Origin of the sequence: Maribrevibacterium harenarium (genome assembly GCF_006385675.1) — a bacterium.
Classification (GTDB): domain Bacteria; phylum Pseudomonadota; class Gammaproteobacteria; order Pseudomonadales; family Marinomonadaceae; genus Marinomonas; species Marinomonas harenarium.
Window position 1 is genome coordinate 1 of the sequence record NZ_VFRR01000036.1, and the last position, 25,564, is coordinate 25,564.

24 protein-coding genes are annotated in these 25,564 nt (G+C 47.4%); 8 read left to right on the top strand and 16 right to left on the bottom strand.

Features of this window, described 5'->3' with window-relative positions; translation table 11 throughout:
- Window positions 1-176 precede the first annotated feature (176 nt).
- A complete protein-coding gene (locus tag FJM67_RS13590; RefSeq protein ID WP_219845988.1) occupies window positions 177-512 on the top strand; it encodes a nucleotidyltransferase family protein in 336 nt (111 codons plus the stop codon).
- A gap of 245 nt (window positions 513-757) precedes the next feature.
- On the opposite strand, the gene FJM67_RS13595 is transcribed toward FJM67_RS13590, so the two are convergent.
- Together FJM67_RS13595 and rho are read right to left on the bottom strand one after the other, a co-directional pair.
- Complete coding sequence (locus FJM67_RS13595) at window positions 758-1,468, bottom strand: ferredoxin reductase domain-containing protein (protein ID WP_140590276.1); 711 nt, start codon at window positions 1,466-1,468, stop codon at window positions 758-760.
- A 130-nt stretch (window positions 1,469-1,598) separates the two neighbouring features.
- On the bottom strand, window positions 1,599-2,864 hold the full coding sequence (gene rho / locus FJM67_RS13600) for a transcription termination factor Rho (RefSeq protein WP_140590358.1): 1,266 nt from the start codon (window positions 2,862-2,864) through the stop codon (window positions 1,599-1,601).
- Between the two features lie 517 nt (window positions 2,865-3,381).
- On the opposite strand from rho, the gene FJM67_RS13605 reads away from it, so the two are divergent.
- A complete protein-coding gene (locus tag FJM67_RS13605) occupies window positions 3,382-4,899 on the top strand; it encodes a Ppx/GppA phosphatase family protein (protein WP_140590279.1) in 1,518 nt (505 codons plus the stop codon).
- Window positions 4,900-4,934: 35 nt separating this feature from the next.
- On the opposite strand, the gene FJM67_RS13610 is transcribed toward FJM67_RS13605, so the two are convergent.
- Window positions 4,935-5,342 carry a CBS domain-containing protein gene (locus FJM67_RS13610; RefSeq protein WP_140590282.1) on the bottom strand — a complete coding sequence of 136 codons (408 nt, stop codon included), beginning with the start codon at window positions 5,340-5,342 and terminating at the stop codon, window positions 4,935-4,937.
- 377 nt (window positions 5,343-5,719) lie between these two features.
- On the opposite strand from FJM67_RS13610, the gene mqo reads away from it, so the two are divergent.
- Window positions 5,720-7,273: a malate dehydrogenase (quinone) gene (gene mqo, locus FJM67_RS13615; protein WP_268888270.1), complete on the top strand. Its 1,554-nt coding sequence runs from the start codon at window positions 5,720-5,722 to the stop codon at window positions 7,271-7,273.
- Window positions 7,274-7,381: 108 nt separating this feature from the next.
- Entirely contained in the window at window positions 7,382-7,639 is a 258-nt protein-coding gene (locus tag FJM67_RS13620; protein ID WP_140590288.1) for a YfcL family protein, read from the top strand.
- Here FJM67_RS13620 and vapC read toward each other — a convergent pair.
- The 3 genes from vapC to FJM67_RS13635 all read right to left on the bottom strand — a co-directional run bounded on the left by vapC (window position 7,636) and on the right by FJM67_RS13635 (window position 9,265).
- Window positions 7,636-8,034, bottom strand: coding sequence for a type II toxin-antitoxin system tRNA(fMet)-specific endonuclease VapC (vapC, locus tag FJM67_RS13625; RefSeq protein WP_140590290.1), 399 nt, complete (start codon window positions 8,032-8,034; stop codon window positions 7,636-7,638). The genes FJM67_RS13620 and vapC overlap by 4 nt on opposite strands.
- On the bottom strand, window positions 8,034-8,264 hold the full coding sequence (vapB, locus tag FJM67_RS13630) for a type II toxin-antitoxin system VapB family antitoxin (RefSeq protein ID WP_140590294.1): 231 nt from the start codon (window positions 8,262-8,264) through the stop codon (window positions 8,034-8,036). Before vapB ends, vapC begins: the two co-directional genes overlap by 1 nt.
- Before the next feature lie 86 nt (window positions 8,265-8,350).
- Window positions 8,351-9,265, bottom strand: a complete 915-nt coding sequence (locus FJM67_RS13635) for a lysine exporter LysO family protein (protein WP_140590297.1) — start codon at window positions 9,263-9,265, stop codon at window positions 8,351-8,353.
- Between the two features lie 230 nt (window positions 9,266-9,495).
- On the opposite strand from FJM67_RS13635, the gene FJM67_RS13640 reads away from it, so the two are divergent.
- Genes FJM67_RS13640 through FJM67_RS13650 form a run of 3 tightly spaced genes read left to right on the top strand, consistent with a single transcriptional unit; the run spans window position 9,496 to window position 12,948 of the window.
- On the top strand, window positions 9,496-10,116 hold the full coding sequence (locus tag FJM67_RS13640; RefSeq protein ID WP_140590299.1) for an SCO family protein: 621 nt from the start codon (window positions 9,496-9,498) through the stop codon (window positions 10,114-10,116).
- Window positions 10,113-11,600 (top strand): methyl-accepting chemotaxis protein, encoded by a 1,488-nt coding sequence (locus FJM67_RS13645; protein WP_181161515.1) that lies wholly within the window; start codon window positions 10,113-10,115, stop codon window positions 11,598-11,600. The genes FJM67_RS13640 and FJM67_RS13645 overlap by 4 nt, the downstream gene beginning before the upstream one ends.
- A 52-nt stretch (window positions 11,601-11,652) precedes the next feature.
- Window positions 11,653-12,948, top strand: coding sequence for a putative bifunctional diguanylate cyclase/phosphodiesterase (locus FJM67_RS13650; RefSeq protein WP_140590301.1), 1,296 nt, complete (start codon window positions 11,653-11,655; stop codon window positions 12,946-12,948).
- On the opposite strand, the gene FJM67_RS13655 is transcribed toward FJM67_RS13650, so the two are convergent.
- On the bottom strand, window positions 12,945-13,937 hold the full coding sequence (locus FJM67_RS13655; RefSeq protein ID WP_140590304.1) for a GlxA family transcriptional regulator: 993 nt from the start codon (window positions 13,935-13,937) through the stop codon (window positions 12,945-12,947). The genes FJM67_RS13650 and FJM67_RS13655 overlap by 4 nt on opposite strands.
- 240 nt (window positions 13,938-14,177) lie before the next feature.
- Between FJM67_RS13655 and FJM67_RS13660 the strand changes: the two genes are divergently transcribed.
- A complete protein-coding gene (locus tag FJM67_RS13660) occupies window positions 14,178-15,554 on the top strand; it encodes an MATE family efflux transporter (protein ID WP_235890070.1) in 1,377 nt (458 codons plus the stop codon).
- A gap of 12 nt (window positions 15,555-15,566) precedes the next feature.
- Here the strand turns inward: FJM67_RS13660 and FJM67_RS13665 are convergent, their stop codons facing one another.
- Genes FJM67_RS13665 through FJM67_RS13705 form a run of 9 tightly spaced genes read right to left on the bottom strand, consistent with a single transcriptional unit; the run spans window position 15,567 to window position 25,564 of the window.
- A complete protein-coding gene (locus tag FJM67_RS13665; RefSeq protein ID WP_140590306.1) occupies window positions 15,567-16,043 on the bottom strand; it encodes a PaaI family thioesterase in 477 nt (158 codons plus the stop codon).
- A 57-nt stretch (window positions 16,044-16,100) separates the two neighbouring features.
- A complete protein-coding gene (locus FJM67_RS13670) occupies window positions 16,101-17,741 on the bottom strand; it encodes an electron transfer flavoprotein-ubiquinone oxidoreductase (protein ID WP_140590309.1) in 1,641 nt (546 codons plus the stop codon).
- Window positions 17,742-17,750: 9 nt separating this feature from the next.
- Window positions 17,751-19,523 carry an acyl-CoA dehydrogenase gene (locus FJM67_RS13675; RefSeq protein ID WP_140590312.1) on the bottom strand — a complete coding sequence of 591 codons (1,773 nt, stop codon included), beginning with the start codon at window positions 19,521-19,523 and terminating at the stop codon, window positions 17,751-17,753.
- Window positions 19,524-19,544: 21 nt separating this feature from the next.
- On the bottom strand, window positions 19,545-20,480 hold the full coding sequence (locus FJM67_RS13680; protein WP_140590314.1) for an electron transfer flavoprotein subunit alpha/FixB family protein: 936 nt from the start codon (window positions 20,478-20,480) through the stop codon (window positions 19,545-19,547).
- A gap of 10 nt (window positions 20,481-20,490) precedes the next feature.
- Complete coding sequence (locus tag FJM67_RS13685; RefSeq protein ID WP_140590317.1) at window positions 20,491-21,240, bottom strand: electron transfer flavoprotein subunit beta/FixA family protein; 750 nt, start codon at window positions 21,238-21,240, stop codon at window positions 20,491-20,493.
- A 54-nt stretch (window positions 21,241-21,294) separates the two neighbouring features.
- A complete protein-coding gene (locus FJM67_RS13690) occupies window positions 21,295-22,947 on the bottom strand; it encodes an acyl-CoA synthetase (protein ID WP_140590319.1) in 1,653 nt (550 codons plus the stop codon).
- A 16-nt stretch (window positions 22,948-22,963) separates the two neighbouring features.
- Window positions 22,964-23,764, bottom strand: coding sequence for an enoyl-CoA hydratase-related protein (locus tag FJM67_RS13695; protein ID WP_140590322.1), 801 nt, complete (start codon window positions 23,762-23,764; stop codon window positions 22,964-22,966).
- The gene (locus FJM67_RS13700) at window positions 23,757-24,617 is read right to left on the bottom strand and encodes a 3-hydroxyacyl-CoA dehydrogenase NAD-binding domain-containing protein (protein ID WP_140590324.1); all 861 of its coding nucleotides are present in this window, start codon (window positions 24,615-24,617) and stop codon (window positions 23,757-23,759) included. Before FJM67_RS13700 ends, FJM67_RS13695 begins: the two co-directional genes overlap by 8 nt.
- 23 nt (window positions 24,618-24,640) lie before the next feature.
- Window positions 24,641-25,564 (bottom strand): branched-chain amino acid ABC transporter permease, encoded by a 924-nt coding sequence (locus tag FJM67_RS13705; RefSeq protein ID WP_140590327.1) that lies wholly within the window; start codon window positions 25,562-25,564, stop codon window positions 24,641-24,643.

Below are 25,564 nucleotides of genomic sequence, written 5' to 3' on the forward strand. Positions count from 1 at the left end.
GATTTAAAAGAGAAAAAGGAAGGATTTCGGGCATTCCGATCACGTTTTTCGCTATTCCGATCGCCGATTCCGGAGTGGGGCTAAAAGTGATCGTATAATCGCGGAACCGGTGATCGGATTAAACCGAAATGGGCGATCGGATAATCCCGAAATGGCTGGTCGGAATGCTCCGAAATATGCACCGAGAAAGCATTGATGACAAAATCCAGCGTTTCTCGTCCCGAGAAGATCAGTATCCAGTCAATAATTGGTTAAACGATATATTCGGAGCACGCATTATTTTAAATACAGTAGAAGTAGAGCAGGTGATGGATTGCCTCGACGACTGGCAAGATGAACTGGGCTTAAAAAATTGGTACTTGCGTGATAAGGAAGGCTATCGAGGCTTGCATATTTACTTTAAAAACCGAAGTAACTTCTACTTTCCTTGGGAACTGCAAATCTGGGATCAGCAAGACCTGCGCAGCAACATTGAAAACCACGAGAAGTTCAAACGACACTTCCTAAAGTGAGCGTCTAGCATGTAGGTCTGTGGGGCAGGAGAACTATCTAGTACTTTCGTGTAGCGACTTTTTTGCCTTGGGTTAGGAGTAGGATAGCTAACTGCTACTTTGCTCAATGGCCTTACGCACAGGCTTGGGAGCAGGAGAGTTATCTGGTACTTTTGCGCAGCGACCTTACGCGCTTGCGCGTGGAGCCAGCAAAAGATACCAGATAACTCTCCCCAACAACCCTAATAAAGCCCTAAACCGACAAACTACTTAGCCGGCCGCGGCGCATACGCAAACACATCCGAATAGGCATTCTCAGTCGCCAACCCAGCCGCTTCCAAATGATCCAAAGTACCGTAAACCATACCCACCGAGCCACTAATAAAGGCCACAGAGCGACTCAAATCTGGGTGATCAGCCAGCACTGCTTCATACAACCAGCCCGTACGCCCAGACCAACCCTCTGCACCTTCATTTAACACCACTTGCAAATCAAAGCGGTGCTCGGTTGCCAACCAATCCTGTAAAAACACATCTTCTTGGCTACGTAGACCCCAATACAAACACACCTTGCCTGCATAACCACTATGATCCAAGTGCTCGAAAATACTCTTCATCTGAGCAAAGCCCGTACCGCCAGCCAACAACAAAACTTGCTCCGGCTGCTTATCCAATGCCCCATTGGCAATATTGGCATCCCCGCCTGGAATCATTAGCGTTACTTCCTCGTTATGATTCAAGGTGCGAATCACAGTCGCAGCGAGGGAAGTTTCATCCGTTACCAAAATATAGAGAGTGATATGGGGTAACTGGTGCGGAGCACTGCCAATCGAATAGGGGACTTTTTCCCCTGTTGGCAAACATATCATCAGATATTGACCGGCGATAAAGTTCACATCCGCTACGGAAAGATCAACCTGGTATACATTGTTATTGAGTAAGTGAACGCCATTGACCTTGGCTTGTACTTGCTCCATTTGCTTCTCCCATTGGCAACTCAGAGCAAAAGCCCATTTGCCTTAATAAATTTGGTGTTCTCTGCTTATAAATGAAAAGCCACTTAATAAAGTGGCTTTTTAGTATTGCTATAAGTGTATTTCAAGTCGGCTATTTATTCTTGCCTTTCATCGACTCAAAGAAGTCATCATTTGTCTTAGTGACTTTTAGACGATCGATCAAGAATTCCGTTGCTGCAATGTCTTCCATCGGGTTTAGCAACTTACGCAAGATCCACATACGTTGTAGCTCGTCTTCCGTAGTCAACAAGTCTTCACGGCGAGTACCGGAACGACGGATGTTGATAGCCGGGAAAGTACGTTTTTCAGCAATCTTACGGTCTAGGTGAAGCTCCGAGTTACCGGTACCTTTAAATTCCTCAAAGATAACCTCATCCATTTTCGATCCGGTGTCTACTAACGCCGTGGCGATAATGGTCAAGCTGCCGCCTTCTTCGATATTACGAGCAGCACCGAAGAAACGCTTAGGGCGTTCTAGGGCGTTAGCATCCACACCACCGGTCAATACTTTACCGGAAGAAGGGATAACTGTGTTGTAAGCACGGGCGAGACGGGTGATGGAGTCCAGTAGGATTACCACGTCTTTTTTGTGCTCAACAAGACGTTTTGCTTTTTCGATAACCATTTCGGCCACTTGTACGTGGCGGGCTGGTGGCTCGTCAAAAGTAGAGGCGACCACTTCACCGCGAACGGTGCGAGACATTTCTGTTACTTCCTCAGGGCGCTCGTCAATCAACAGCACGATCATGTGACACTCTGGGTTGTTACGTGTGATCGCATTGGCGATATTCTGCAACATGAAGGTTTTACCCGCTTTTGGCGGTGATACGATCAGGGCACGCTGACCTTTACCCATTGGTGCAACCAAATCAATGATGCGGGAGGTAATGTCTTCAGTAGAGCCGTTGCCGGTCTCCATAACCAAACGTTGGTTAGCAAATAGCGGCGTTAAGTTCTCGAATAGAATCTTATTACGCACACTGTCAGGCTTATCAAAGTTGATTTCGTTGACTTTCAATAGGGCAAAGTAGCGCTCGCCATCTTTTGGGGGGCGAATCTTGCCGGAAATGGTATCGCCGGTGCGTAAGTTAAAGCGGCGAATTTGGCTAGGTGACACATAAATATCGTCAGGGCCAGCAAGGTAAGAGCTGTCTGGTGAACGCAAAAAGCCAAAGCCGTCTTGCAAAATCTCTAAGATACCATCGCCATAAATGTCTTCACCGCTTTTGGCGTGACGTTTCAAAATGGCAAAGATAACGTCTTGTTTACGGGAGCGGGCAAGGTTTTCAAGCCCCATTTCCGCTGCAATGTCTAATAATTCGGGTACTGATTTCTGTTTTAATTCGGTAAGGTTCATAAACGGAAAGTTATGTTGGCTCATTTGAGGATAATTGACGGGATTCAACTGGACGCTAAGGCGTGCCAATAACCAATGTCGGAAGTCGCACACTAAGTCATCGCTATTCGACACCGAAAAACCAACACTGGTTAACCAAGACGTAAAAAATGGGGCTTGGTGACGAAGCCGATACAGCGTAGAGACTGATTGGGGGCCCCAGTAAGCGATCAATTGTTAGGCAAGTTAGCCGATCGCACCGCCTAGGACTTGGTTACTTTAGTGCCTTTTATAGGGTAGGTCTAGTGCTGCAAGCAGTAAAAATGCATATTTTGTTAACTTTTTGATCACCCGCAGTGAAAAAAAGTTAATTTGTGTTTGGTTGCACAGAGTCGCAAAGGTTATGGTAAAGTCCATTCCGCTGGTTGAGAACATCAATAATAAAGCTGCGTACACCCTCCTATATAGTAAGTGGCGCGGGCTGGCTCAAAGGAACAGGATTTGGTAAACCGTCAACCTCGACAAAAGGCGTTATAGAATGCAATCTCTTTTCGTACAGCAGTCCCACGACTTTCCCTTCGAAAAAATTGCCGCAATTGATTTAGGCTCCAACAGCTTCCATATGGTGGTAGCACAGGTCAGTCATGGACAATTGCGCATTACCGGTGAGTACGGTGACAAAGTACAGTTAGCCGCAGGCCTGCAAAATGGCGTCTTAGATGAAGCTGCTATTGAGCGCGGGATCGCTTGTCTCTCTCAATTCGCTCAAGCTATTGAGGACATGCCCTTGGGATCTGTGCGCGTAGTGGGAACGAATGCCCTGCGAGCAGCGAAGAATCGTAAAGAATTTATTCAACGGGCGGCTCAAGTCTTACCTCACCCAATCGAGATTATCGCCGGTCGTGAAGAGGCTCGTCTTATCTATGTGGGCGTAGCTCGCACCATGGATCATGGGGAGCAAAAACGTTTGGTGGTAGACATTGGTGGTGGCTCTACTGAGTTCATTATCGGTCGTCAACTGGACACTATGCTCACCGAGAGCTTGCATATGGGGTGTGTCAGCTATCGACAGCGTTTTTTTGCCGACGGCACCATTACCAAAAATGCCTTCCAAAAAGCCGTCACTGCGGCGCGCCTAGAATTACTTAGTATTCAAGATGACTATTCCGCCGAAGGCTGGGACGTGGCCATTGGTTCTTCCGGCACCGCCAAAGCGGCCTATAATATTGGCTTGGAGAATGGCTGGAGTAAAAAGGGTATTACCCCTAAAGTCCTGAAAAATATCCAAAACGCCCTGTTTGACGCAGGACATGCGGATAACATTAATTTGCTTGGCCTGAAACCTGAGCGTAAAAATACGATTGCGGCTGGAATCGCGATTTTGACCGCCATATTTGAATGTTTCAGTATCAAACAGATGGATTTTTCTGTTGGTGCGTTGCGCGAAGGTGTCTTATTCGATGTGATGGGGCGCTATGAAGACACGGATGTTCGGGAACGTACGGTTAACTATCTACTCAACCAATATCATATCGATCTAGAACAAGCCAAGTTGGTGACCCAAACGGCGATTTCGGCATTACAACAGGTGCGTGAAGACTGGCAGCTAAATTCCTTATCCAATGAAGATATCCTGCGTTGGGCTGGCTTGTTGCATGAGTGTGGGTTGGGTATTTCCCACAGCCGTTATCACAAGCATGGGGCTTATATTATCAGTGAATCGGATATGCCAGGTTTCTCCCAGCAGGAGCAAAAGGCGTTAGCGGAGCTGATTTTGCGTCACCGTCGTAAGTTTACCCAGAGCCTGGATTTTCCGTTTACGAAAGGGGACACCCAAGACCTAGATCGATTAGCGATTCTATTGCGTTTGTCCCATCTATTGCATATGGATCGCAAAGAAGGGGATATCCCCATCTTTAATCTAACGGCTTCAGATAAGCATCTTCATGCGGAGTTCTTGGAAGGTTGGCTGGAAGGGCGCCCTTTGACCCAGGCAAACCTTCAGCGGGAAGCCGAGTACTTAGCCTCGGCAGGTTACACGCTGACATTTAATTAATGCTCGGACTGAGCCTTGCCTGTGTGCGCTGCGTATTAAATACGCGAGCGTACGGAGCGCAAGATATCTCGCCAAGTGATAATTCCCAAGACGTGACGTTCCTCGTCGACCACCGGTAGGCAGGAAATATCTGCATTTAGCATCCAGTCGATTACTTTTTCTACGGGGGTGCTTGGCGACACGGTAATCGGCTGGCGCGTCATGATCTGATGAGCTGCCCGGTTCAGGGTATCCAAATCTCTGGGCTGTTCATTTACTTTTCCGATAAACGGACTGATTAGGCGCAGTAAATCTCGGTCAGAGATGATGCCTTCTAACTTATCGTCTTCTACCACGGGTAAGTGGTGAAAATGCTGTTGCTGTAAGATAGCTTGGATCTCGGTGACACGGGTATCCATGTGCACCGTTACAACTTTGGTGGACATTAAATCTTGCGCTTGCATCACTGCCTCCTCACGCAGGGTGAACCGATGTCGTATTCTTCCTGCAAATCCCCGATGGTGTAATATTTCTATCGGCAATCTTTACTATTTTTAAAGACTATATTCTGCCTTTAAATCTAATAATACAACGTCAAAAAGCGTGAAATTCGGCCCATTGAGTGGGATTTTTCCATTGGGATGGCTTTTCCTGTCATTAAGTTACCTTTGGTATCAAGGCAACAACGTGAAGTTCGACTATGGTCTCAAGACATTGTCGACAATTTGGGTATAATTTCCTCCAACCCTATTCAATGCGCTCATTTCCTGACCTGATCCAGATAATGGCGGGAAACGTTTGTCGTTGAGGAGAGTAAGAGAAACAGGCGCCTTTACCCAGATTGGCGCCGGGCCACCAAAAGTGGCTCTTACGGCTTACTTTCAAACTACAACTGGCTATGACACGGCGAACTCATATGACCTCAAATATTGTAGACGTACTCCTAGTGGGCAGCGGTGCGATGAGCACCACCCTAGGTATGTTGCTGAAGCAGCTCGATCCCTCTCTTTCCATCACTATGGTGGAGCGTTTAGATCAAATAGCACAAGAAAGTACCGATGCGTGGAACAACGCTGGCACCGGTCACGCGGCTTATTGTGAACTAAACTACACCTCACAAAATGCGGATGGCACCACTAATATCGATAAGGCAGTGACGATTAACGCAGCCTTTGAAGTGAGTTTACAGTTTTGGTCCTATTTGGTGGAACAGGGCTTGCTACCCGAGCCTCACAACTTTATTAACCGAGTACCCCACCAGAGTTTTGTGTGGGGCGAGCGCAATGTTAAGGCGCTTAAATCTCGCTTCGATGCCATGAGTGCCCACCCAGCCTTTCGCGAAATGGAGTACACCGAAGATCCACGCACTATGGCGGAATGGATGCCATTGGTTATGCAAAACCGTACCGGCAATGAACCGTTAGCGGCGACTCGCATCGAGCATGGCTCGGACGTGAACTTTGGTGCTGTAGCCCGTAATATGGCTCAGCATCTGCAAAGTCTCGATGGTTTTACCACCGAGCTAAGTGCCGATGTAACAGATTTAGTGAAACAGAGCGATGGCAGCTGGCGCGTGACCCTAGAGCAAAAAGGTCAGCGTAAAGACATCAATGCCAAGTTTGTATTCCTTGGGGCAGGTGGTGGTTCCTTACCACTATTGCAAAAGTCTGGCATTCGCGAGGGCAAGGGCTACGGCGGCTTCCCAGTGAGTGGTCAGTGGCTGGTGTGTGAAAAACCTGAGCTTGTTGATCAGCATTTTGCCAAGGTTTATGGTGCTGCCCCGATCGGTGCGCCGCCAATGTCAGTGCCACACTTAGACACACGAGTTATTGATGGCAAACGTGCCATTCTATTTGGGCCTTTTGCTGGCTTCACTACTAAGTTCTTGAAAAATGGTTCTGTTACCGACTTGATGAAGAGTGTCAAGCTCGACAACTTGGCGCCCATGCTGAGCGTCGGTAAAAACAATATGGATTTGACCAAGTATCTAATCAGTGAAGTGCGCCAGTCCCATAAAGATCGCTGTGATTCGTTGCGTAACTTCTTCCCGGATGCCAAAGACAGTGATTGGCGCTTGGCGTATGCTGGACAACGGGTACAGATCATCAAAAAAGATGGTAAAGGCGGCGGTAAGCTGGAGTTTGGTACTGAGGCAATTACAGCAGCAGACGGCACGCTAGCGGCGCTACTGGGGGCTTCTCCAGGCGCTTCAACCACAGTGAATACCATGATTGGTATCATTGAGCGTTGTTTCGCTGATCGCATCAAGACGCCAGAATGGCAAACCAAGATGAAGGAAATGGTGCCTTCTTACGGTCAGTCTCTGATTGAAAACACTGATCTACTGCTGGAAGTACGTAAGCGTACTCTTGAGACTCTCAAGCTCAACCCCTAAAATCGGGCACCAGCAGACACAAGCCGAGTAGATCTTCTGCTCGGCTTTTTTATTATCTGGCGTCAGCTTGAGACAGTGACGCGCCCAATATTGAAAAGAGAACAATTCATGACCACATTCGCCGAACGCGCCGATCAACTCAGTGACCAGTTGCGCGAACTTGAACATCAGGCAGAGGATGGCGACCAGCTATTTTTTTGCGCGTATTTGCTAGGCTTACTCGGGCTTCACAGCGCGGTAGAAGGGGAAGGGGCAGATGCCTTTGATGCACACTTCTTGGGAGCATTAAACGAAACCATGGCTGACGAAAATATGACTGAGTCAGACCAAGCTGCAATTCTCGCGCTGTGGCAACAGGTGGTTTAAGTCCAGTTCTCTAAGCGAATGCCGTCGACCCGTTCAAACTCTTTGGTGTTGTTGGTCACTAGAATCAGACCTAAAGATCGGGCGTGTCCCGCGATCATTTGATCGTAGGGACCAATTGGGGTTCCGCGGGCTCTCAAATCTGCCCTTATTTGGCCGGTATGAGCGGCGGCATTTTCCTCGTAGGGTAGGGTTTCTAAGCGAGCAACAAAGCCTTCTAGGTCTCTCAGGTTTCCTTCTGGATTGCTAGAGCGCTCCGCGCCATACACCAATTCCATATAGGTGATGCTGGAAATGCACATTTGACCGTAGTGCTTTCTGAACGCCTCCCGTACAACTTGCGGACGGTTTTTCATGGTATAAATCACGATATTCGTATCGAGCATATACTTGAGCATTACAAGCTTTCCCTTTGTTGATCCTCTGGTTGCTCTCGTTCTGACATGAAGTCATCGGTTACGCCCTTTTCATCAAACCAAGAATCCCAGCCCTCTCCTTCGGGTACAATCAGCCGAGCCCGCCCCAGCGGTATGATATTTACCCTTTTTACGGATTCAGGCAGAGCGACCGGCTTTGGCAAACGCACAGCTTGCGATGTATTGCTTTTAAAAATGGATGCGCTTTCCATTAGTTAACCTCTTGGATATACAGTACACATATACATATTAGCCGAGAAGATTCCTATGAAAAAGAATCTTGCGCAAATTTTGCTTCCTAAGACATTCCCATAAATAGCGGGATGAATACCGGTACCGCCAGGCTCATGATAAAGCCACTGGCAATGCACACCGGTACAATGTCTGGGCCGTGGATTTTACCCAGTAGTGGTAAGGTGAAATCCATGGCAGTGGCGCCAGAGTAGCCGACAGATAAATAGCTACTTATCCGTCCGAGTAGTGGAATCGCCATGAGGGCGACAATTTCCCTCCCAAGGTCTAGCAAGAATGCGGTGGTGCCGAGTACCGGCTCCCCCAAACCTGTAATCAAAATCCCAGATAAGCTGTACCAACCAAACCCAGAAACAACGGCTAAACTGTGTGCCGTCGACAGGCCCAACCATTGCCCGGCTAACCAGCCTGCCCCAAGGGTGCTGACCATCGTCGTTAGAGCAATAATGACGCCGTGTTGGTTTAAAAACAGCTTACGTAGTTTGAAATTGCCTTGGCGCAATTGGCAACCAATTAAAAACAGCAGCAGATAGAGCAGCCAAGTGACCAAGCTATCCACGTGGCTAAAGTGATCCGCCAGTAGCCAGCCCGCTAACACCCCCACCAATACGCAAGCGAGTGTCTTGCCGGCATCTTTAAGTACATCTTTGAGGGTGTGTTGATTATCCGCAACCCCCTGTGCCGTCTGCTTGTTGTGGGCAACTTGGGCGCTTACCCACAACAGAACGAGCGGTATTAGTGTCACGGCGACAAACAAGACAGCAGCATGCCAGCCGGCAATCAAAATCTTGCTCAGCAAGTCTTCCAGGGCACCAATACTATAGCCAATCAAACCTAAGATTAGATAAGTCAGCCATCCGAGCCACTTAGCCACCCGCTTTGGGGTAAGAGGGCGCACATCCAGCCAGTAGCCAATTAGTAGCGCTGCGAGCAGTGGGGCAAGAGTAGAGAAAATGGTCATTAGTAAGTATCACATTAATAAAATCGGGATGTTTTCATTCGAAAACGCGGTCTGTGTATTCGTTTCAATTATACCTTTTCACCTTACTTAACGTTACAGGATGTGACAAAAAACGAAAAAAACTTACCTGATGGGACAAATTTCGTTCGGTTTGGGTCATGGGGCTTTTCTGTCTCGTTTGCCCGAGTATTCTAAAACTGTGAACTTACCCCTGAAGGAAACTGGCATAAATGAAGAATAAGAATTCATTATATATATTAATCATAATCATGAGTTTCGTTTTTTTAATGCCTGTCGCTAACTTTGCTGCAAAGACTTTAACTTCAGCTCAGTACTATGGTGTGTCGGTAAATCAAGTTTTTCCAAGTTTCTCTGGGGTTGATGGACTGAAAAAGCCGTTCTCTAGTGATGATTTGAAAGGGAAGATGCATTTGGTTTTTTTTGGAAATACACGTTGTGGCAGTGTTTGTTATCCTAGAGTTGTTCTTTTTAAAGAGATAGATAATAGGATTAAAAAACAAGCTCCGTGGTTAGAAGGTAAGATTGAATACAACTTTTTTACTATTGATCCGAGCAATGATACGCCAGAAAGGCTATTTCAGTATTTTGATAACTATGTGAAAGGCGGTCGATCTGTACATGTTATGGATGAAAATTTCTTCAGCAATGTAAAAACTAAGCTAGGGGTAGATTTTTCTTATATAGGTAGTGGTCAATATCGACACGAGGATAGATTGTATTTAACCAATACAAAAGGCGAAGTTCTCCTATCATACGCTGGTGTCAATATTTTAGAAGAAGAAATTATTAATGACTTAATAAAAGTTAACCAACTTGAGGAACAGAAATGAACGAATTTAAAGATATAAATAGAATAATGCTATACATTATTCTTGCTCACCTGCCATTCTTCTTTCTAATTCAGGGAGTCGGTGACCACAATACATACTTTGTCTATGTGTCATCTATTTTAAACTCATTGGTTGTGCTTCTAGCCTACAGATTATTTTCGGAAAGTCAGATATTTGGATATGTAGTGGCCATATCGCTAATGGTTAACTCTGCGATATTGATTCAGGGACAAATGGGGCAAACTGAAATGCACTTTCATATCTTCGCCACCATGGCGTTTTTAACGGTGTATCGTTCATGGAGAATAATTCTGTCAGCCGCGGTTACCATTGCTTTACATCACCTGATATTAACTATTCTACAAATGAATGGAGCTTCTCTGTTCGGTATTCCGCTAACGATATATGCACAGAATTGTTCTATCACAACTCTTCTTGTGCATGCCATGTTTGTTGTATTTGAAGCCTCCGCTTTGGGTTTCATGGCTTATAAGTCGGCAGTGGAGAATGATACCAATTTTGCCATTATGGATGCTGTGATGAGAGCACAAGATGGTAATGATCTTCGAGTTCGTGCTCCGATATTAAAAGGCTCTAGCACAATACCATCGTTCAATGAGTTTATGACCCACCTACATAATTCCTTTGTAGTGGTAGGGGAGAACATTGATGAGCTTAAAGGTGTTTCTCAAAATATGTCTCAAGTATCAGCGGATACGCGAGATTTTTATATTCGACAAAGTGATCAGACAAATCAAATTGCATCAGCTGTTCAAGAGCTAACCTATAGTATCGAGGATGTTGCTAAAAATATTTCTGATATATCAAAAGATGCAGAGCATATTAAGCTCCAATCTGGGGACGGATTAATTGTCGTAAATAATAGTGTCAATGTGGCAGACAACCTTCAGTCTGAAATTGAAAGTGCTTCGGAGCAGATTAGAGTATTAGAAAGTCGTTGCGAGGGTGTCAGTGCCCTAGTGGAAGTTATTCACGAGATTTCAGAGCAAACTAATCTGTTGGCACTTAATGCTGCTATCGAGGCTGCCAGGGCCGGAGAAATGGGGCGTGGTTTTGCTGTCGTTGCTGACGAAGTACGTAACTTAGCCCAGCGCACGAATGAATCTACTGAGCGAATTAAAACGCAAATGAGTAATTTGTTAGAAGATGCAGCTGCTGCTGTGGTGGCAATCGCTACTAGCAAGGATTTAGTGAACTCAAGTGCTGAAAATATCAAGAAGTCTGGTGAAGTTTTCAATGTTATTAACCAACAGATTGAAGAGATGTCTACGCGAACACTTACCGTTGCGTCAAATACGGAACAGCAGGCACAGGTAGTTTCGGAAATTAACAGAAATATTATTTCATTAACAGATTTGGTTCGATCAATAGAGACGAAAACTACGGGTGTGTTTGAGGATTCGAAGTCTTTAGATAGTATTTCCAATAAAATGCATCAATACATTTCAGTGTTTCATATATAGTTTTTATTCTTATTTAGAGCCCCAATGCCGTATATGAGAGGAAGGATCTGCTATGAGAAAGATTAATGACCTTCTATTTTTAGATTTTAACTGGTCTAGTGAAATTACTCTGGATAATGACGATATGTCTGAAGCAAATAAAAGGAATGATTTCTATGCTAAGGTAGACATGCTAATGTCATATTCTGACTTCTTTAACGAGTCTTTCTACTTCGTTTGTTTTGATATTGATAATTTTGAATCTATCAATACTAAATATGGCTACAGTATGGCAGACAAATTTTTATTGGAAATGGAACGCCGGGTCGCATCGGAGCTTTCTTATGCAGAGACATATTATCGCTCTGGAGGTGATGAGTTTGTCTTGATTCTAAGATCTGATTATGTTGACTTGCAAGGATTTTACTCTCGCTTAACATCACCAATACTGGTTGAGGAGGAAAATATTCACTTTTCGGCTAGTGTTGGTCTATCCCATTACCCCAATGATGCAATTGTTCATGATACCTTGTTCCGTTATAGTGTCCAATCAATGCACGAATCAAAATATAGTGTTAATAGAAAAATTGTTTTGTTCGAGCAAGGAGAATATAAAAACTATATTGATCAAAAACCAATTATTGAACAGATAAAAAAGGCAATAGATAAAAAACAATTTATTCTTCACTATCAACCTAAAATAAATATGATTAATGGTGATGTCATTGGTTATGAAGCACTCGTTCGATGGGAAAAAGATGGTAAATTAATATATCCGGATTATTTTCTTCCATTGATTTCTAACTCAGCGTTGGAAGTGGAACTAGGAAACGAAATCGTTTCAATGGCCCTTAGGGATTTGAGCAAGATGATTCGTAGTGGGAAGAAAATTTCTATTAGTGTGAATGTTTCTCCATTTCATTTGCTAGATCCTAGTTTTATGGAAGTGATTGATCGATATTATCTCAGATCACCAGAGATTTTTGAGAATGTTTGTCTCGAAATTTTAGAGAGTAGTATATTGGAAGATTTTGATAAAGCCGAAGAAGTTATATCAAAGTGTAAAGGATATGGAATGAAAATTTCTCTTGATGACTTTGGGACAGCTTACTCTTCATTCATTTATATAAAAAGCTTGCCTGTTGATGAAATAAAGATAGATCGTAGTTTCGTGATTAATATGTTTGATAACGATGATAATGTGAAAATAATAGAGTCTATACTCTTTCTTGCAAGTAAATTTAATAAAAAAGTAGTTGCTGAAGGCGTTGAATCGCATCATCATGTCAATGCACTAATTAAGTTGGGTTGTGATGTTGGACAAGGATACTACTATCAGAGACCTGTTTCATTTTTAGAAATATACTAGCTAGCATTTTTTGACAATTTTCTAAACTCCAATGGTGATAATCCAGTTCTGCTCTTAAAGGAGCGACGCAGTTGTTCAACACTGTTGTAGCCGCAGGTTTTTGATATCTCGAATAAGCTCAGATTACTAAATCTTAGCTTATTTTCAACTAACTTGAATTTATAGTAATCAAGATACTCTGAAGGCGACATATTTAATTCTTCTCTAAATATACGTGTTAATTGTCTTCTGCTTAGTCCTACTGTGGAAGATAAATTTTCTATTGTTATGTTTTCATGAATATTGCTTTCTATCCAATGTATGATTTTTTGCATTCTTAGACTTAGCTCGGAAATTTTAGCAGGCGAGTAGAGGTTTTCAGTAGCTTGTGTCTGATTTATCATAATATGTCTGGCTACCTCTTCTGACAGTTCTTCCCCTAGATCCTTTTTGATTAGTAACAAGGCTAGATCTATCCCCTTTGAGACTCCTGCTGAAGTATATATTCTTTCATTTTTGTCTTCTGTATAACGGCAGTCTTGGATGATATTAAGATCTGGATGTGATTTCTTTAGGTCATCAACAAAAAGCCAATGTGTGGTGGCTGGGCTATCTTTGAGTAATCCTGCTTTAGCAAGAATGAAGGATGCAGTACACACTGAAACAATTCGATTGAAGTTGTAAGCATTTTGTTTTAACCAATTAATAATACCTTTATCATTGGATTGTTCTATCGCCCTTGGTCCGCCCGGTATGATAAGTGTATCTGAGCTGATAAAACTTGCGTTATATATATTGTCATCACAGATAACCTTAGTGCTGCCAAGTCTTACAAAATCATTTGTGCCGGTGCTGATAAAGTTAAAATCATAATATTTTTTACCTAGCAATATGTTGGCGGACTCGAATACTTGAAGAGGTCCAGTAAAATCAAGAATGTAGGAGTCTTCAATGAGTAAGAACGTAATTTTTTTGCGATCATTAGTTGCTAGGTTAGGTTGGTTGTTCACGATTTTTGATTCTCTATTACGTAGAAGGTTGTTACCGATTGTTCAGTATACCTACGAGCTATTTAAGTTGAGGGTGACCAGATAAGCGGAATAATTGGACGATGTTTGTGAATAAATCAGGATAAATGGCTTTTAGTGGTATGTTTTAGGTCTTGTTAGGGGCATGACTTTCCGTGGTGCAATTCGTATCCAGCAGTGGTACATTCCCCGCCCATATAGGGTTCAAGTAGATTTATTGTCATGTCATTTTTAAAGCGTTTCCCCAATCTCGCCGAAGTACTTCATTTGCTATTCCCGATGATTTTGACGATGTCGTTGGAGCTGTCTATTAGCGTGGTGGATACGGTGATGCTGGGGCATTATGATCCGTTGCATTTAGCCGCAGTGGGGCTAGCTTCTAGTCTATGGATGCCGGTTGGCTGTTTTCTGATTGGGGTGACGTTTGGCTTAACGCCATTGATTACCAGGCATCTGCATGGTCGGCAACGGCGCTTGGTGAATGTGTATATGTCGCAGGCACTCGGGCTGTCGGTGATTTTGGGCCTAGTGGCGACGCTGGTGTGTTTGACCTTATTACCCGTGGCTGCCAAGTGGATGGCGAGTGAACCAGAAACCCAACGGGTTGCCGCCCAGTATTTATATGTGTTTGCACCTATCTTTCCGTTGTTGGCCTTGATGACGGCCTATAAGAACTTGTTTGAAGCCGCGGGCCGCCCCCGAATCCCTCTCATGGTGGCGACTCTGAGTTTGTTGCTCAATATTTTGTTTAACTATGCCTTTATCTATGGCCGTTTGGGGATGCCTGAGTGGGGGGCAAAAGGGGCGGGTTTGGCCTCTGCCGTGGCGATTTTGCTGTCGGTGCTGGTGTTTGTGGCTTATGACCGCTGGTGGAACCGGGATACCTTATTTAGCCATATTCATTGGCGCTATGTGCGTCAGTTTTCCATTCTACTCGGGCTAGGCACTCCGGCAGGCTTTGCCTTTGCCTTTGAGATTACCTTGTTTTCTTCGCTAACTTGGCTCATCTCGGCATTTGGCGATTTGGCCCTCGGTGCTGGGCAGATCATTATGTCCTACAGTTCGTTTTTGTTTACTCCCCTTATGGCCATGAGTGCTGTCACCGCCATTGTGGTCGCCAAAGCCATGTCCAAAGAGGGGGTTAATGGTGCTCGGTTGCGGGTGCGCATTATTTTGCTGTTAGGTCTTGGTTATGTGTCGGTGTGTTTTGTGCTGACCCAAACGTTCCATGAGCAAATCCCCTACCTGTTTAGCGGGAATGATCAGGTCGCGTTACTGGCTGCCTCCATCTTGTTGATCTCGTCGGTGTATCAATTTCCAGATATGGCACAGACAGTACTCACCGGTGCCCTACGTGGTTTTCGCGATACGCGCTCTAGTATGATCGCCATGGGGGTATCTCTGTTTGGGCTAAGTATCCCGCTGGGTTACTGGCTTGCTCACTTTAGCCCTTGGGCGCAAACTTTGAACGTGCGTGGTTTATACGTGGGGTTGGGGGTAGGATTAGCCGTGTTGGCGTTACTACTGACTTGGCGTTATCGATTGGCATTAAAACGCTTCCGGGGGCAGCGCTTGCCGCACCCGGAAGAAGTGGCATAGCAGACATGCCGGTTAATGGTTAGTATCGCGCTCCCCTTGCCAACGGATGGCCACCATTGTTGCCTTCGCGCATAGGTGCTCGGCGACGCTTAGTGTCATCTCGATAATGGCTTTACGCTCCTTTTGTTCTGTCACTTTACCCCGTAGTGTGAACTCCCCGTCAATCGGCGTCGGCCGCAGAAAATTCACTGTCAAAGAAGCGGTAACAAAGCGTATTGCCGGCTCTGTCCCCATTTCCCTTTGTTCCCTGCGAAATGCGGCAGCGGCAGCACTGGCAGTGCCGTGGCAATCGAACAAAGAGGCAATTAAACCGCCATAAGTATGGTGAGGTACACCACCGGTATGCCACTTCGCGGGGGTGAAGTGGGCAATGGTGGTGTCCCCGTCCCAAAAGCTTTTCAAATGAAGCCCATGGGGATTGCTCCTACCACAGCCGTAGCAGTGGCTATACTCCGTTGCGTAATAGTCCTGGAATGCTCGCTCGGTCATGGTTTGGCTCCTATCAATTGCAACATCTACTTGGTCTATCTAAGCCCCAAGACGGAACTACATATTGGGGTAGTTTGGTCCACCGCCGCCCTCTGGTGGGCACCATTGGATATTTTGTCCCATATCCTTGATATCGCAGGTCTTACAATGCAGGCAGTTTTGCCCATTGATTTGCAGCTTAGGTTGCCCATCTTCTTCGATCACTTCATAAACCCCCGCAGGGCAGTAACGTTGCGCCGGCTCTTGGTATAACGGGATATTCACTTGATAGGGCAACTCGGGGTCAAGCAAACGCAAATGGCAGGGCTGGTCTTCTTCGTGATTGGTGTTAGATAAATACACCGAAGAAAGTTTATCGAAGCTCAATAGACCATCGGCTTTAGGGTATACCTTGGGTTGGCACTCTGCACTGGTTTTGAGTTGCTGATGATCATGGGTTTGATCCCGTAACTGGATTGGCAAGTTGCCACCAAACAGGTTCTGATCCAAGGTGTTGAAGGCTCCTCCCCAGAAAGCTCCGAACTTGTGAATAGCTGGACCAAAATGGCGACTGCTGAATAATTCCTCGTAGAGCCAGCTTTGCTGGAAGCGATCGGTAAAAGTCGTGGCTTCCACCTCATCATTCAGAATGGCATCCAGCACCGCTTCAGCAGCCAGCAAACCGGACTTCATTGCCGTATGGCTGCCTTTGATGCGGGAGAAATTTAAGGTTCCGGCATCGCATCCCAGCAGTAAACCACCGGGGAAGGTCATTTTGGGAAGGGAATTAAAGCCCCCTTTGGTGATGGCTCTTGCACCGTAGCAAACCCGTTTGCCTCCCTTTAGATATTGGGATAGCACCGGGTGATGTTTCATACGCTGGAACTCATCAAATGGGCTTAAGCCCGGGTGACGATAGTTTAAATCCACGATCAGACCGACGGCGACTTGCTGATTATCCGTATGGTAAAGGAAGAAGCCGCCATTGCTGTCGTCGGTTAATGGCCACCCGGAGCCATGAATGACCAACCCAGGTTGATGTTGCTCGGCTGGAATATCCCATAATTCTTTGATGCCAATAGCATAATGTTGGGGATCTTTGCCGGCATTTAAGGCGAATTTTTCCATTAATTGTTTGCCTAGGTGGCCACGACTGCCCTCGGCAAAAAGGGTAAATTTGCCCTCCAAAATCATGCCAGGAATATAGCCTGACTTGGGCTGACCGTCTTTGTCGACACCCATATCTCCGGTCAAAATGCCGCGTACCGCTCCATTATCGTGGTAAACGATTTCCGCTGCCGGAAAGCCGGGGAAAATTTCGACACCAAGAGCCTCTGCCTGCTCCGCCAACCAGCGACACAGGTTGCCCAAGCTAATCAGATAGTTACCCTGGTTGTGCATGGTTTTAGGCGCCATCCAATTGGGAATCTGGATGTGTTGCTTAGCATCACGCAGCCATACAATCTGATCCTCGCTGGCGGGGGTGTGGAGTGGCGCACCACGCTGCTCCCAATCTGGGAACAGCTCGTTTAACGCTTTGGGGTCCATGACTGCGCCAGACAAAATATGCGCGCCCACCTCTGAACCTTTTTCGATCACGCACACGGTGATTTCCTGGCCGTGTTCCTGGGCGAGTTGCTTCAAGCGGCAGGCTGCAGCCAGTCCAGTTACTCCAGCACCGACGATGACCACATCAAAAGACATTACCTCGCGTTCCATCTCTGCCTCTTATAATTGGTCAATAGTTAGGGCGAATGTACTGGTTAAGCCGCCCAAGATGGTTTGTCCATGCTGGCGCGCACGCGGCAGGTAATGTTCCGCGAAAAATTGAGCGGTGCCCTGTTTACCTTGTAAAAAGGGCGTGCCATAACGGTTATCTTGGGACATCTGCTCACTGGCTTGTAATGCACTTTTGGCCATTAGCCATCCACCACATAAATAGCCCATCATCATCAGATAGTCGAAGCTAATAGTGCCGGCTAATTTTCGATCGGCACTGGCTTTGGTGAGTAACCAATCCTGCACCTGCTGTGCGACCTCCAGACTCGCTTCCAATTCTGTGGCGATAGCGATTAGGGTCGGCTCTCCAGTTAGGCTGAGTTGCTGGGTGTCCGTTTGCATTTCTGCGAGTAATTGTCCCAGTACGGCACCATTGTCACTGAGGGTTTTACGACCCACCAGATCCAGCGCTTGAATGCCGGTGGTACCTTCATAAATCGGTAAAATTCGGGCATCGCGATAATGCTGCGCCGCCCCGGTTTCTTCTACGAATCCCATGCCGCCGTGTACTTGGATATTTAATGAGGTCACTTCTTGGGCTAGCTCGGTCATCCAACCTTTGACGATGGGAGTAAAGAACTCGACGCGAGCTTTGGCAGCCTGATCGCCGTGGTGTGCTCTGTCGATATCCGCTGCTGCCGTGAAGGCCAAGGCTCGCATGGCTTCACAACCGGACTTCATCGCCATCAGCATGCGACGTACATCTGGGTACTCGATGATGGCAATTTTGCGACCTTCTTTATTGGTGCCTTGGGTACGCTCTTTGGCAAAGGCGAGCGCCTGCTGGTAGGCACGCTCAGAAATAGACAATCCTTGTAAACCAACCGCTTGGCGGGCATGGTTCATCATGGTGAACATGTAGTTGAGCCCTTTATTCGGCTCACCGATTAAATACCCAATAGCGCCATCGTTATCACCAAAGCTCATGGTGCAGGTCGGGCTAGCGTGAATACCGAGCTTGTGCTCTAGGGAAATACAGCGCACATCATTGAGTTCACCGGGTTGGCCCTGGTCGTCGAGTAGAAATTTCGGCACCAAAAATAACGAGATACCTTTTACGCCAGCAGGTGCGTCCGGCAAACGGGCGAGCACGAGATGAATAATATTGGAGGTCATCTGATGATCCCCCCAAGTAATAAAGATCTTTTGTCCGCGGATCCGGTACTGCTCACCATCGGGGGTGGCTTTACAGGCAACGGCGGCCAAATCAGAGCCAGCGTTGGGCTCAGTTAGGTTCATGGTGCCCGCCCATTCCCCACTGATCAGTTGCGCTAGATAGCGTTGCTGCAGTTCGTCACTGCCGTGGGCAATTAATGCTTCTACAGCGCCTTGGCTTAGCATCGGGCATAGGGCAAATGCCATATTGGCGGAATGCCAGAGTTCGTTCACTGCAGTGCCTAACACGTGTGGCAACCCTTGGCCACCAAACTCTACGGGGCCAGTTAAGGTTGCCCAGCCATTTTCCACATACTGTTGATAAGCTTCGGCGTAGCCCGGTGTCTGCACGACTTTGTTATCAACCAGTTGGGCCCCTTGTTTATCCCCTTGGGCATTTAACGGTGCCAATACGTCGCTGGCTAATTTCCCTGCTTCTTGAATCACCACATCGGCTAGCTCAAGGGAGGTATCCTCAAGCTGATAGTCCGCTGCCATTTGATCCAAGCCGACCAGTTGATCCAATACAAAGATGGCGTCTTGATGTGGGGCGTTATAAATTGTCATAGTCTGCTCCTAGGTATTGGCTTAAAGTTTGGCCGTCAGTTCTGGCAAGATTTCGAATAGATCACCCACTAAACCATAGTCAGCTACGGAAAAGATGGGCGCGTCCTCGTCCTTATTGATGGCAACAATGACTTTGGAATCTTTCATGCCAGCCAAATGTTGAATCGCACCAGAAATCCCCACTGCAAGGTACAGGTTTGGAGCGACCACTTGTCCGGTTTGACCCACTTGCAAATCGTTGGCGATAAAGCCCGCATCCACCGCCGCCCGAGAAGCACCTACCGCGGCACCAAGTTTGTCGGCCAACTGGTAAACCAAGTTGAAGTTTTCCCCTGAGCCAAGACCGCGCCCACCGGAAACGACGATTTGGGCACTGCCCAGTTCAGGCCGTTCCGACTGACTTAACTGTTGTGATACAAACTGTACCGGCGAAGGGGTGAGCGCCACGTCGAGCTTGCTGATGTCTGCGACATTGGCAGCGGGAGTGGATGGCCATGGGTCAAAGGCGCTGCTACGGATGGTCAGAATATGACAAGCGGAACTAAGCTGAACCGTTGCAATGGCATTACCTGCGTAAATAGGGCGCTGGTAAGTGTCGTGGCTGACAATCTTGGTGACATCCGAAACCGGGTTAACACCGCACAGTGCGGCAACCCGCGGCGCCAAATCTTTGCCAAAAGACGTGGATGCCATCAGGATGTGACTGTATTGCTCGGCCAAACTGGCAATAACGGGGGCCAAGGTTTCAGCGAAGGGCATAGCAAGTGCGCTGTCTTCTAGGGTCAGTACCCCATTTACTCCTTCAATGTTGGCAAGAGTTGCCGCCAACTCGCTGACTTGATCTCCGGCCACCAAGATATCTACTGGCTGATCGAGCTGTTTGGCAGCCCCTAGGGCAATGTAGGTAGCGGCTTTGATGTTGTTTTGGTTATGTTCGGCGATGACGAGTGTTTTCATGGTGCGCTCCTTAGATAACCTTGGCTTCGTTGCGTAATTTATCGATCAGCTCATCGACGCTGGCGACTTTGCTACCACCTTGACGTTCTGCCGGGGCGTTGACAGCTAGCAGCTTTACATCGTCGGTGAGGGTGATGCCTAGTTCCGCTAGGTTTTGTACCGCTAAAGGTTTGCGCTTGGCTTGCATTATCTTGGGCAGCGCGGCAAAGCGAGGCTCGTTTAACCGTAGGTCGGTGGTAATCACCGCAGGTAATGGCATGGAGACGGTGAGCAAGCCGCCGTCCACTTCGCGAGTGACCAAGGCTTGGTTGCCTTCAATCTTCACTGCTGAAGCACAAGTGGCTTGAGGGCAATTCAGTAGCGCCGCCAGCATTTGCCCCGTTTGATTGTTATCGGAGTCGATGGCTTGTTTTCCTAATAACAGGAGATCCGCCTGTTCCTGTTGTTGAATGTTTGCCAAGATGCGAGCCACATCAAGGGCGCTGGGCGCAGTGGCACATTCCACTTGAATGCCCCGGTCACCGCCAAGGGCGAGGGCCGCACGAATTTGCTCTTGGCAACTTTTATCGCCAATGGACACGACCACAATTTCATTGATCACGCCGGCTTCTTTTAAACGTACCGCTTCTTCGACCGCAATTTCACAAAATGGGTTAATGGACATTTTGGTATTGCTTAAATCCACATCGGATTGATCCGCTTTGACGCGAACTTTTACGTTGTAATCAATAACTCGCTTAACGGCGACTAGCGCTTTCATTTGGTTTTCCTCTAAATTTAACAGCCATATCTGACACAAGTTGTTGCGCGTGACTTAAGACGCTTGTTGGGTGTCGGTTAGGCTATTGGCTCTGTCTCTTAGTAGAAATTTCTGTACTTTGCCGGTAGATGTTTTCGGTAATGGTCCGAAAATAATGGTTTTTGGCACTTTAAAATGAGCCATATTGTCACGACAGAACTGAATAATGTCCCGGTCGGTGATGGGCGTACTGCCTTCTTTTAAGGTGATAAAAGCGCAAGGGGTCTCCCCCCATTTTTCATCCAGTTTGGCGACCACGGCGGCCTCTTGCACACTTGGATGACGGTAGAGCACGTCTTCCACTTCGATGCTGGAGATGTTTTCTCCACCGGAAATAATGATGTCTTTAGAACGATCTTTAATTTCGATGTAGCCGTCTTCATGCCATACCGCTAGATCGCCGGAATGGAACCAGCCACCGGCAAAGGCTTTTTCTGTGGTCGCTGGGTTCTTCAGGTAGCCTTTCATGACCAGGTTGCCACGCATAAAGATTTCACCAATGGTTTGGCCATCTTGGGCAACGGGCTCTAGGGTGTCTGGGTTGGCAACCATTAGTCCCTCTAACATGGGTGCTTTGACGCCTTGGCGAGCTTTCAAGCGAGCCTTTTGCTCCGGCGTGGCCTCGTTCCAGTCATCTTTCCAAGCACAGTAGACACAAGGGCCATAAGTTTCAGTCAAGCCGTAAACATGAGTCACGTTAAAGCCGATCTTTTCCATATTGGCGATCACAGCTGCTGGTGGCGCAGCGCCGGCGGTCATTACATTCACCCCATGCTCAATACCCGCTTTCATACTCTCATCCGCGGAGTTGAGCATATTCAACACAATCGGTGCCGCGCAGAAGTAACCGACTTTTTCCGTCTTGATGGCGTCAAATACATGGTCAGCTCGGACATGGCGCAAGCTGACACTGACACCCGCCATAGCCGCAATGACCCATGGGAAACACCAGCCGTTGCAATGGAACATAGGGAGTGTCCACAGGTAAACCGGGTGCTGTGTCATACCCCAAGACATGGCATTGCTGATGGCGTTTAGATAAGCGCCGCGATGGTGATAGACCACGCCTTTTGGGTCGCCGGTAGTGCCGGAGGTGTAGTTCAGGGTAATGGCATCCCACTCATCTTGTACTTGTGGGTAATCGAATGCTTCATCACCTTGAGCCAATAGGGCTTCGTAATCCATAACACCGATCAGCTCGCCCCCGTCCCAAAGGGGATCGTCGATGTCGATGACCAAAGGCTTCTCCGTCAGAGTGGCAAGGGCCGCACTGACCACACCGCTAAATTCACGATCCACAAAGACAACCTTGGCCTGGGCGTGTTGCAGGATAAAAGCAATGGTCGGAGCATCCAAACGCGTATTGATGGAGTTAAGAATGGCCCCTGCCATCGGCACGGCGAAATGCAGCTCAAAGTGCTCGGAAATATTCGGGGCGATTACGGATACGGTATCGCCGCCCCGAATACCTTGTTGCGCCAGAGCACTCGCCAGCTTACGGCACCGGGTAAAGGTTTGGCTCCAAGTACGACGGAATTCGCCATGGACGGTAGCCAGTCGCTCTGGATAAATGCTTGCGGTACGCTCCAAAAAGGAAATGGGGCTTAACGGCGTGTAATTGGCGAGACCTTTATCCAAGTTGGTATCAAAGGCGGCGTTATTATTCATATTGTATGCCTCGTGATTATTGTTCAGTTTTTGAAAGTGAAAAAGTGGCGCTGCGACGCTTTAGAAAGGCGGTCATGCCTTCCGTTTGATCCGCACCGCTGAAGCTCAGGGCGAACAATTCCGTCTCCATTTGGCAACCATATTGGAGATCTAAATTTTGCCCTTTGTGAATCAACTCTTTTGCTAGCGCTACCGCTGTGGGAGAGTTAGCCGCGATTTTGCGCCCATAGCTGAGACCTAACTCCAGCAGTTGACTGGGTTCGGTCACTTGATTGCATAGTTGAATGCGTAGGGCTTCTGCAGCGTTTATGCGTTCCCCGGTTAAGATCATGCTCAGTGCGTGATTCTTACCCACTATCCGCGCCAAACGCTGGGTGCCGCCAAACCCGGGTGGGATGCCAAGTGCCACCTCTGGCTGACCAAACGATGCGGTGTCACTGGCTAAAATAAAGTCACAGCTCAACGCCAGTTCACAGCCACCACCAAGGCAGTAACCATTTACCAAGGCGATTACCGGCACCGGAAATTGCTCTATGGTCGCCATAACCTGCATTCCCAGTTGGGAAAACTCCCGAGCTTGTAGCGGCGTCATGGTTTGCATGGCGGCGATGTCGGCTCCCGCCACAAAGGCTTTTTCACCGGCGCCGGTGAGTAGTACAGCCCGCACATCGTCCTGTTGTTGCAACCAAGCAAAAGCCTCAAGCAGTGACGAAAGCACCGTTCCATTCAACGCGTTTAGGGCTTTGGGTCTATCTATGGTGCAGCACCAAATACCCGGCTCCAGTTGCTCTAGCTGTAAATCGGTGAAACTAGCCATGGGCTTTCACCTCATAATCAAAGAAGCCACGGCCCGATTTTTTACCGAGCAGACCCGCAGCGACCATTTGTTTTAGCAGTGGGCAGGCGCGGTATTTAGGATCACCAAATTGGCTGTGCAGTACTTCCATAATGCTCAAGCAGGTATCTAAACCAATTAGGTCAGCTAGGGACAGCGGGCCAATCGGGTGCGCGGCACCAAGCTTCATGATTTGATCGATTTCTTCCGCCGTTGCGCAGCCTTCATCCAATACAAAAATGGCTTCGTTGATCATGGGTAATAGGATGCGATTCAGTACAAAAGCGGCACGATCTTTGACCGTAATGGCGACTTTTCCTGCTGCCTGAGCGACCTCGGTGACCGTGGCTTTGGTTTGCTCTGAAGTGCGCAAACCGGCGATGATTTCCACTAGCTGTAACAGTGGCACTGGGTTCATAAAGTGCATCCCGATAAAGCGTTCAGGATGTGAGACACTGGCAGCCAAACGGGTAATAGAGATAGAGGAAGTATTGCTGGCAATAATGGCGTCGGTGCGACAAATGCTGTCGAGCTGTTTGAACAGGGACACCTTAATGGACTCGGCTTCGGTAGCGGCTTCGATCACCAGGTCGGCATTGGCCAAGGTGTTGATATCCGTGTCCAGAGTCAGCAAAGCTAAGGGATCATGGGACAAATTCAGCATGCCCTTTTCGGTGAGTTTGGCGATGCTTTTTTGCGTCGTGCTGGCGGCTTTTTCTAGGGCCGTTTCCGATAAATCAACCAGTTGTACTGGATAACCAGCACAGATCATAACTTGAGCGATACCTTGCCCCATTTGCCCAGCACCGATAACGCCTATTTGCTTAATCTTCATCTTGTATCGTCCTAATCTAAGGGTTAGAAGTTGTTGCGACGGAATTTTTGCAGTTGACCAACGATGCCGCTGCGGAAGCTAAGAACACAGATAATGAACACTGCGCCCATAATGATGTGGAGGTAGTTGCCGAGCTCACCACCACTTAGGTAGTTCTGCATACTGACGATGACGCCAGCGCCAACCAGCGGACCAAAAATAGTGCCAACGCCACCCACTAGGGTCATCAGGATGACCTCGCCAGACATATGCCAGTGCACATCGGTGAGGGAAGCAAGCTCAAACACCAGTGTTTTAGTGGCCCCCGCGAGAGCTGACAAAGCCGCAGAGATGATGAATGCAATCCACTTATACTGATTCACATCGTAGCCAAGGGAGGTGGCGCGGCTTTCATTTTCACGAATGGCTTTCATTACTTGGCCAAAAGGGGAGTGCACGGTACGGTGAATCATCCAGAATCCGGCCACAAAGATGGCGAGCACGAAGTAGTACATAGTTTGATTATCAGACAGGTCGATCAAACCAAATACCTGACCCCGAGGAACCCCCTGCATGCCATCTTCACCCCCGGTGAATGGCGCTTGCAGGTAGAGGAAGAACACCAACTGGGCGAGGGCGAGGGTCACCATAGCGAAGTAGATGCCTTCCCGTTTCACCGCTAACTTGCCGAAAACAGCGCCCAACAAACCACCACTCAAGGTGCCAGCGATAATGGCGATTTCTGGGGTGAGACCGCTGTTAATCATTAACCAGCCGGTGACATAGCCACCGGTACCGAGGAAAACAGCGTGCCCAAATGACAGCAGCCCAGCAAAACCCAGCAATAAATTGAAGGCACTGGCGAACAGAGCAAAACAGAGAATCTTTGCTAGAAACACCGGGTAGATAAACATTGGCGCAACGAGCGCCACACCAAGTAACAAGATCATCAAAGGACGTGATTGCAT

Coding starts and splice junctions, on each gene's coding strand:
- FJM67_RS13595 (WP_140590276.1), bottom strand. CDS start 1,468: ATGGAGCAAGTACAAGCCAAGGTCAATGGCGTTCACTTACTCAATAAC.
- FJM67_RS13645 (WP_181161515.1), top strand. CDS start 10,113: ATGAACGAATTTAAAGATATAAATAGAATAATGCTATACATTATTCTT.
- FJM67_RS13685 (WP_140590317.1), bottom strand. CDS start 21,240: ATGAAAGCGCTAGTCGCCGTTAAGCGAGTTATTGATTACAACGTAAAA.
- vapC (WP_140590290.1), bottom strand. CDS start 8,034: ATGCTCAAGTATATGCTCGATACGAATATCGTGATTTATACCATGAAA.
- FJM67_RS13675 (WP_140590312.1), bottom strand. CDS start 19,523: ATGACAATTTATAACGCCCCACATCAAGACGCCATCTTTGTATTGGAT.
- FJM67_RS13690 (WP_140590319.1), bottom strand. CDS start 22,947: ATGAATAATAACGCCGCCTTTGATACCAACTTGGATAAAGGTCTCGCC.
- FJM67_RS13590 (WP_219845988.1), top strand. CDS start 177: ATGCACCGAGAAAGCATTGATGACAAAATCCAGCGTTTCTCGTCCCGA.
- FJM67_RS13680 (WP_140590314.1), bottom strand. CDS start 20,480: ATGAAAACACTCGTCATCGCCGAACATAACCAAAACAACATCAAAGCC.
- vapB (WP_140590294.1), bottom strand. CDS start 8,264: ATGGAAAGCGCATCCATTTTTAAAAGCAATACATCGCAAGCTGTGCGT.
- FJM67_RS13660 (WP_235890070.1), top strand. CDS start 14,178: ATGTCATTTTTAAAGCGTTTCCCCAATCTCGCCGAAGTACTTCATTTG.
- FJM67_RS13635 (WP_140590297.1), bottom strand. CDS start 9,265: ATGACCATTTTCTCTACTCTTGCCCCACTGCTCGCAGCGCTACTAATT.
- rho (WP_140590358.1), bottom strand. CDS start 2,864: ATGAACCTTACCGAATTAAAACAGAAATCAGTACCCGAATTATTAGAC.
- FJM67_RS13695 (WP_140590322.1), bottom strand. CDS start 23,764: ATGGCTAGTTTCACCGATTTACAGCTAGAGCAACTGGAGCCGGGTATT.
- FJM67_RS13640 (WP_140590299.1), top strand. CDS start 9,496: ATGAAGAATAAGAATTCATTATATATATTAATCATAATCATGAGTTTC.
- FJM67_RS13670 (WP_140590309.1), bottom strand. CDS start 17,741: ATGGAACGCGAGGTAATGTCTTTTGATGTGGTCATCGTCGGTGCTGGA.
- FJM67_RS13605 (WP_140590279.1), top strand. CDS start 3,382: ATGCAATCTCTTTTCGTACAGCAGTCCCACGACTTTCCCTTCGAAAAA.
- FJM67_RS13610 (WP_140590282.1), bottom strand. CDS start 5,342: ATGCAAGCGCAAGATTTAATGTCCACCAAAGTTGTAACGGTGCACATG.
- FJM67_RS13620 (WP_140590288.1), top strand. CDS start 7,382: ATGACCACATTCGCCGAACGCGCCGATCAACTCAGTGACCAGTTGCGC.
- FJM67_RS13650 (WP_140590301.1), top strand. CDS start 11,653: ATGAGAAAGATTAATGACCTTCTATTTTTAGATTTTAACTGGTCTAGT.
- FJM67_RS13700 (WP_140590324.1), bottom strand. CDS start 24,617: ATGAAGATTAAGCAAATAGGCGTTATCGGTGCTGGGCAAATGGGGCAA.
- FJM67_RS13705 (WP_140590327.1), bottom strand. CDS start 25,564: ATGCAATCACGTCCTTTGATGATCTTGTTACTTGGTGTGGCGCTCGTT.
- FJM67_RS13665 (WP_140590306.1), bottom strand. CDS start 16,043: ATGACCGAGCGAGCATTCCAGGACTATTACGCAACGGAGTATAGCCAC.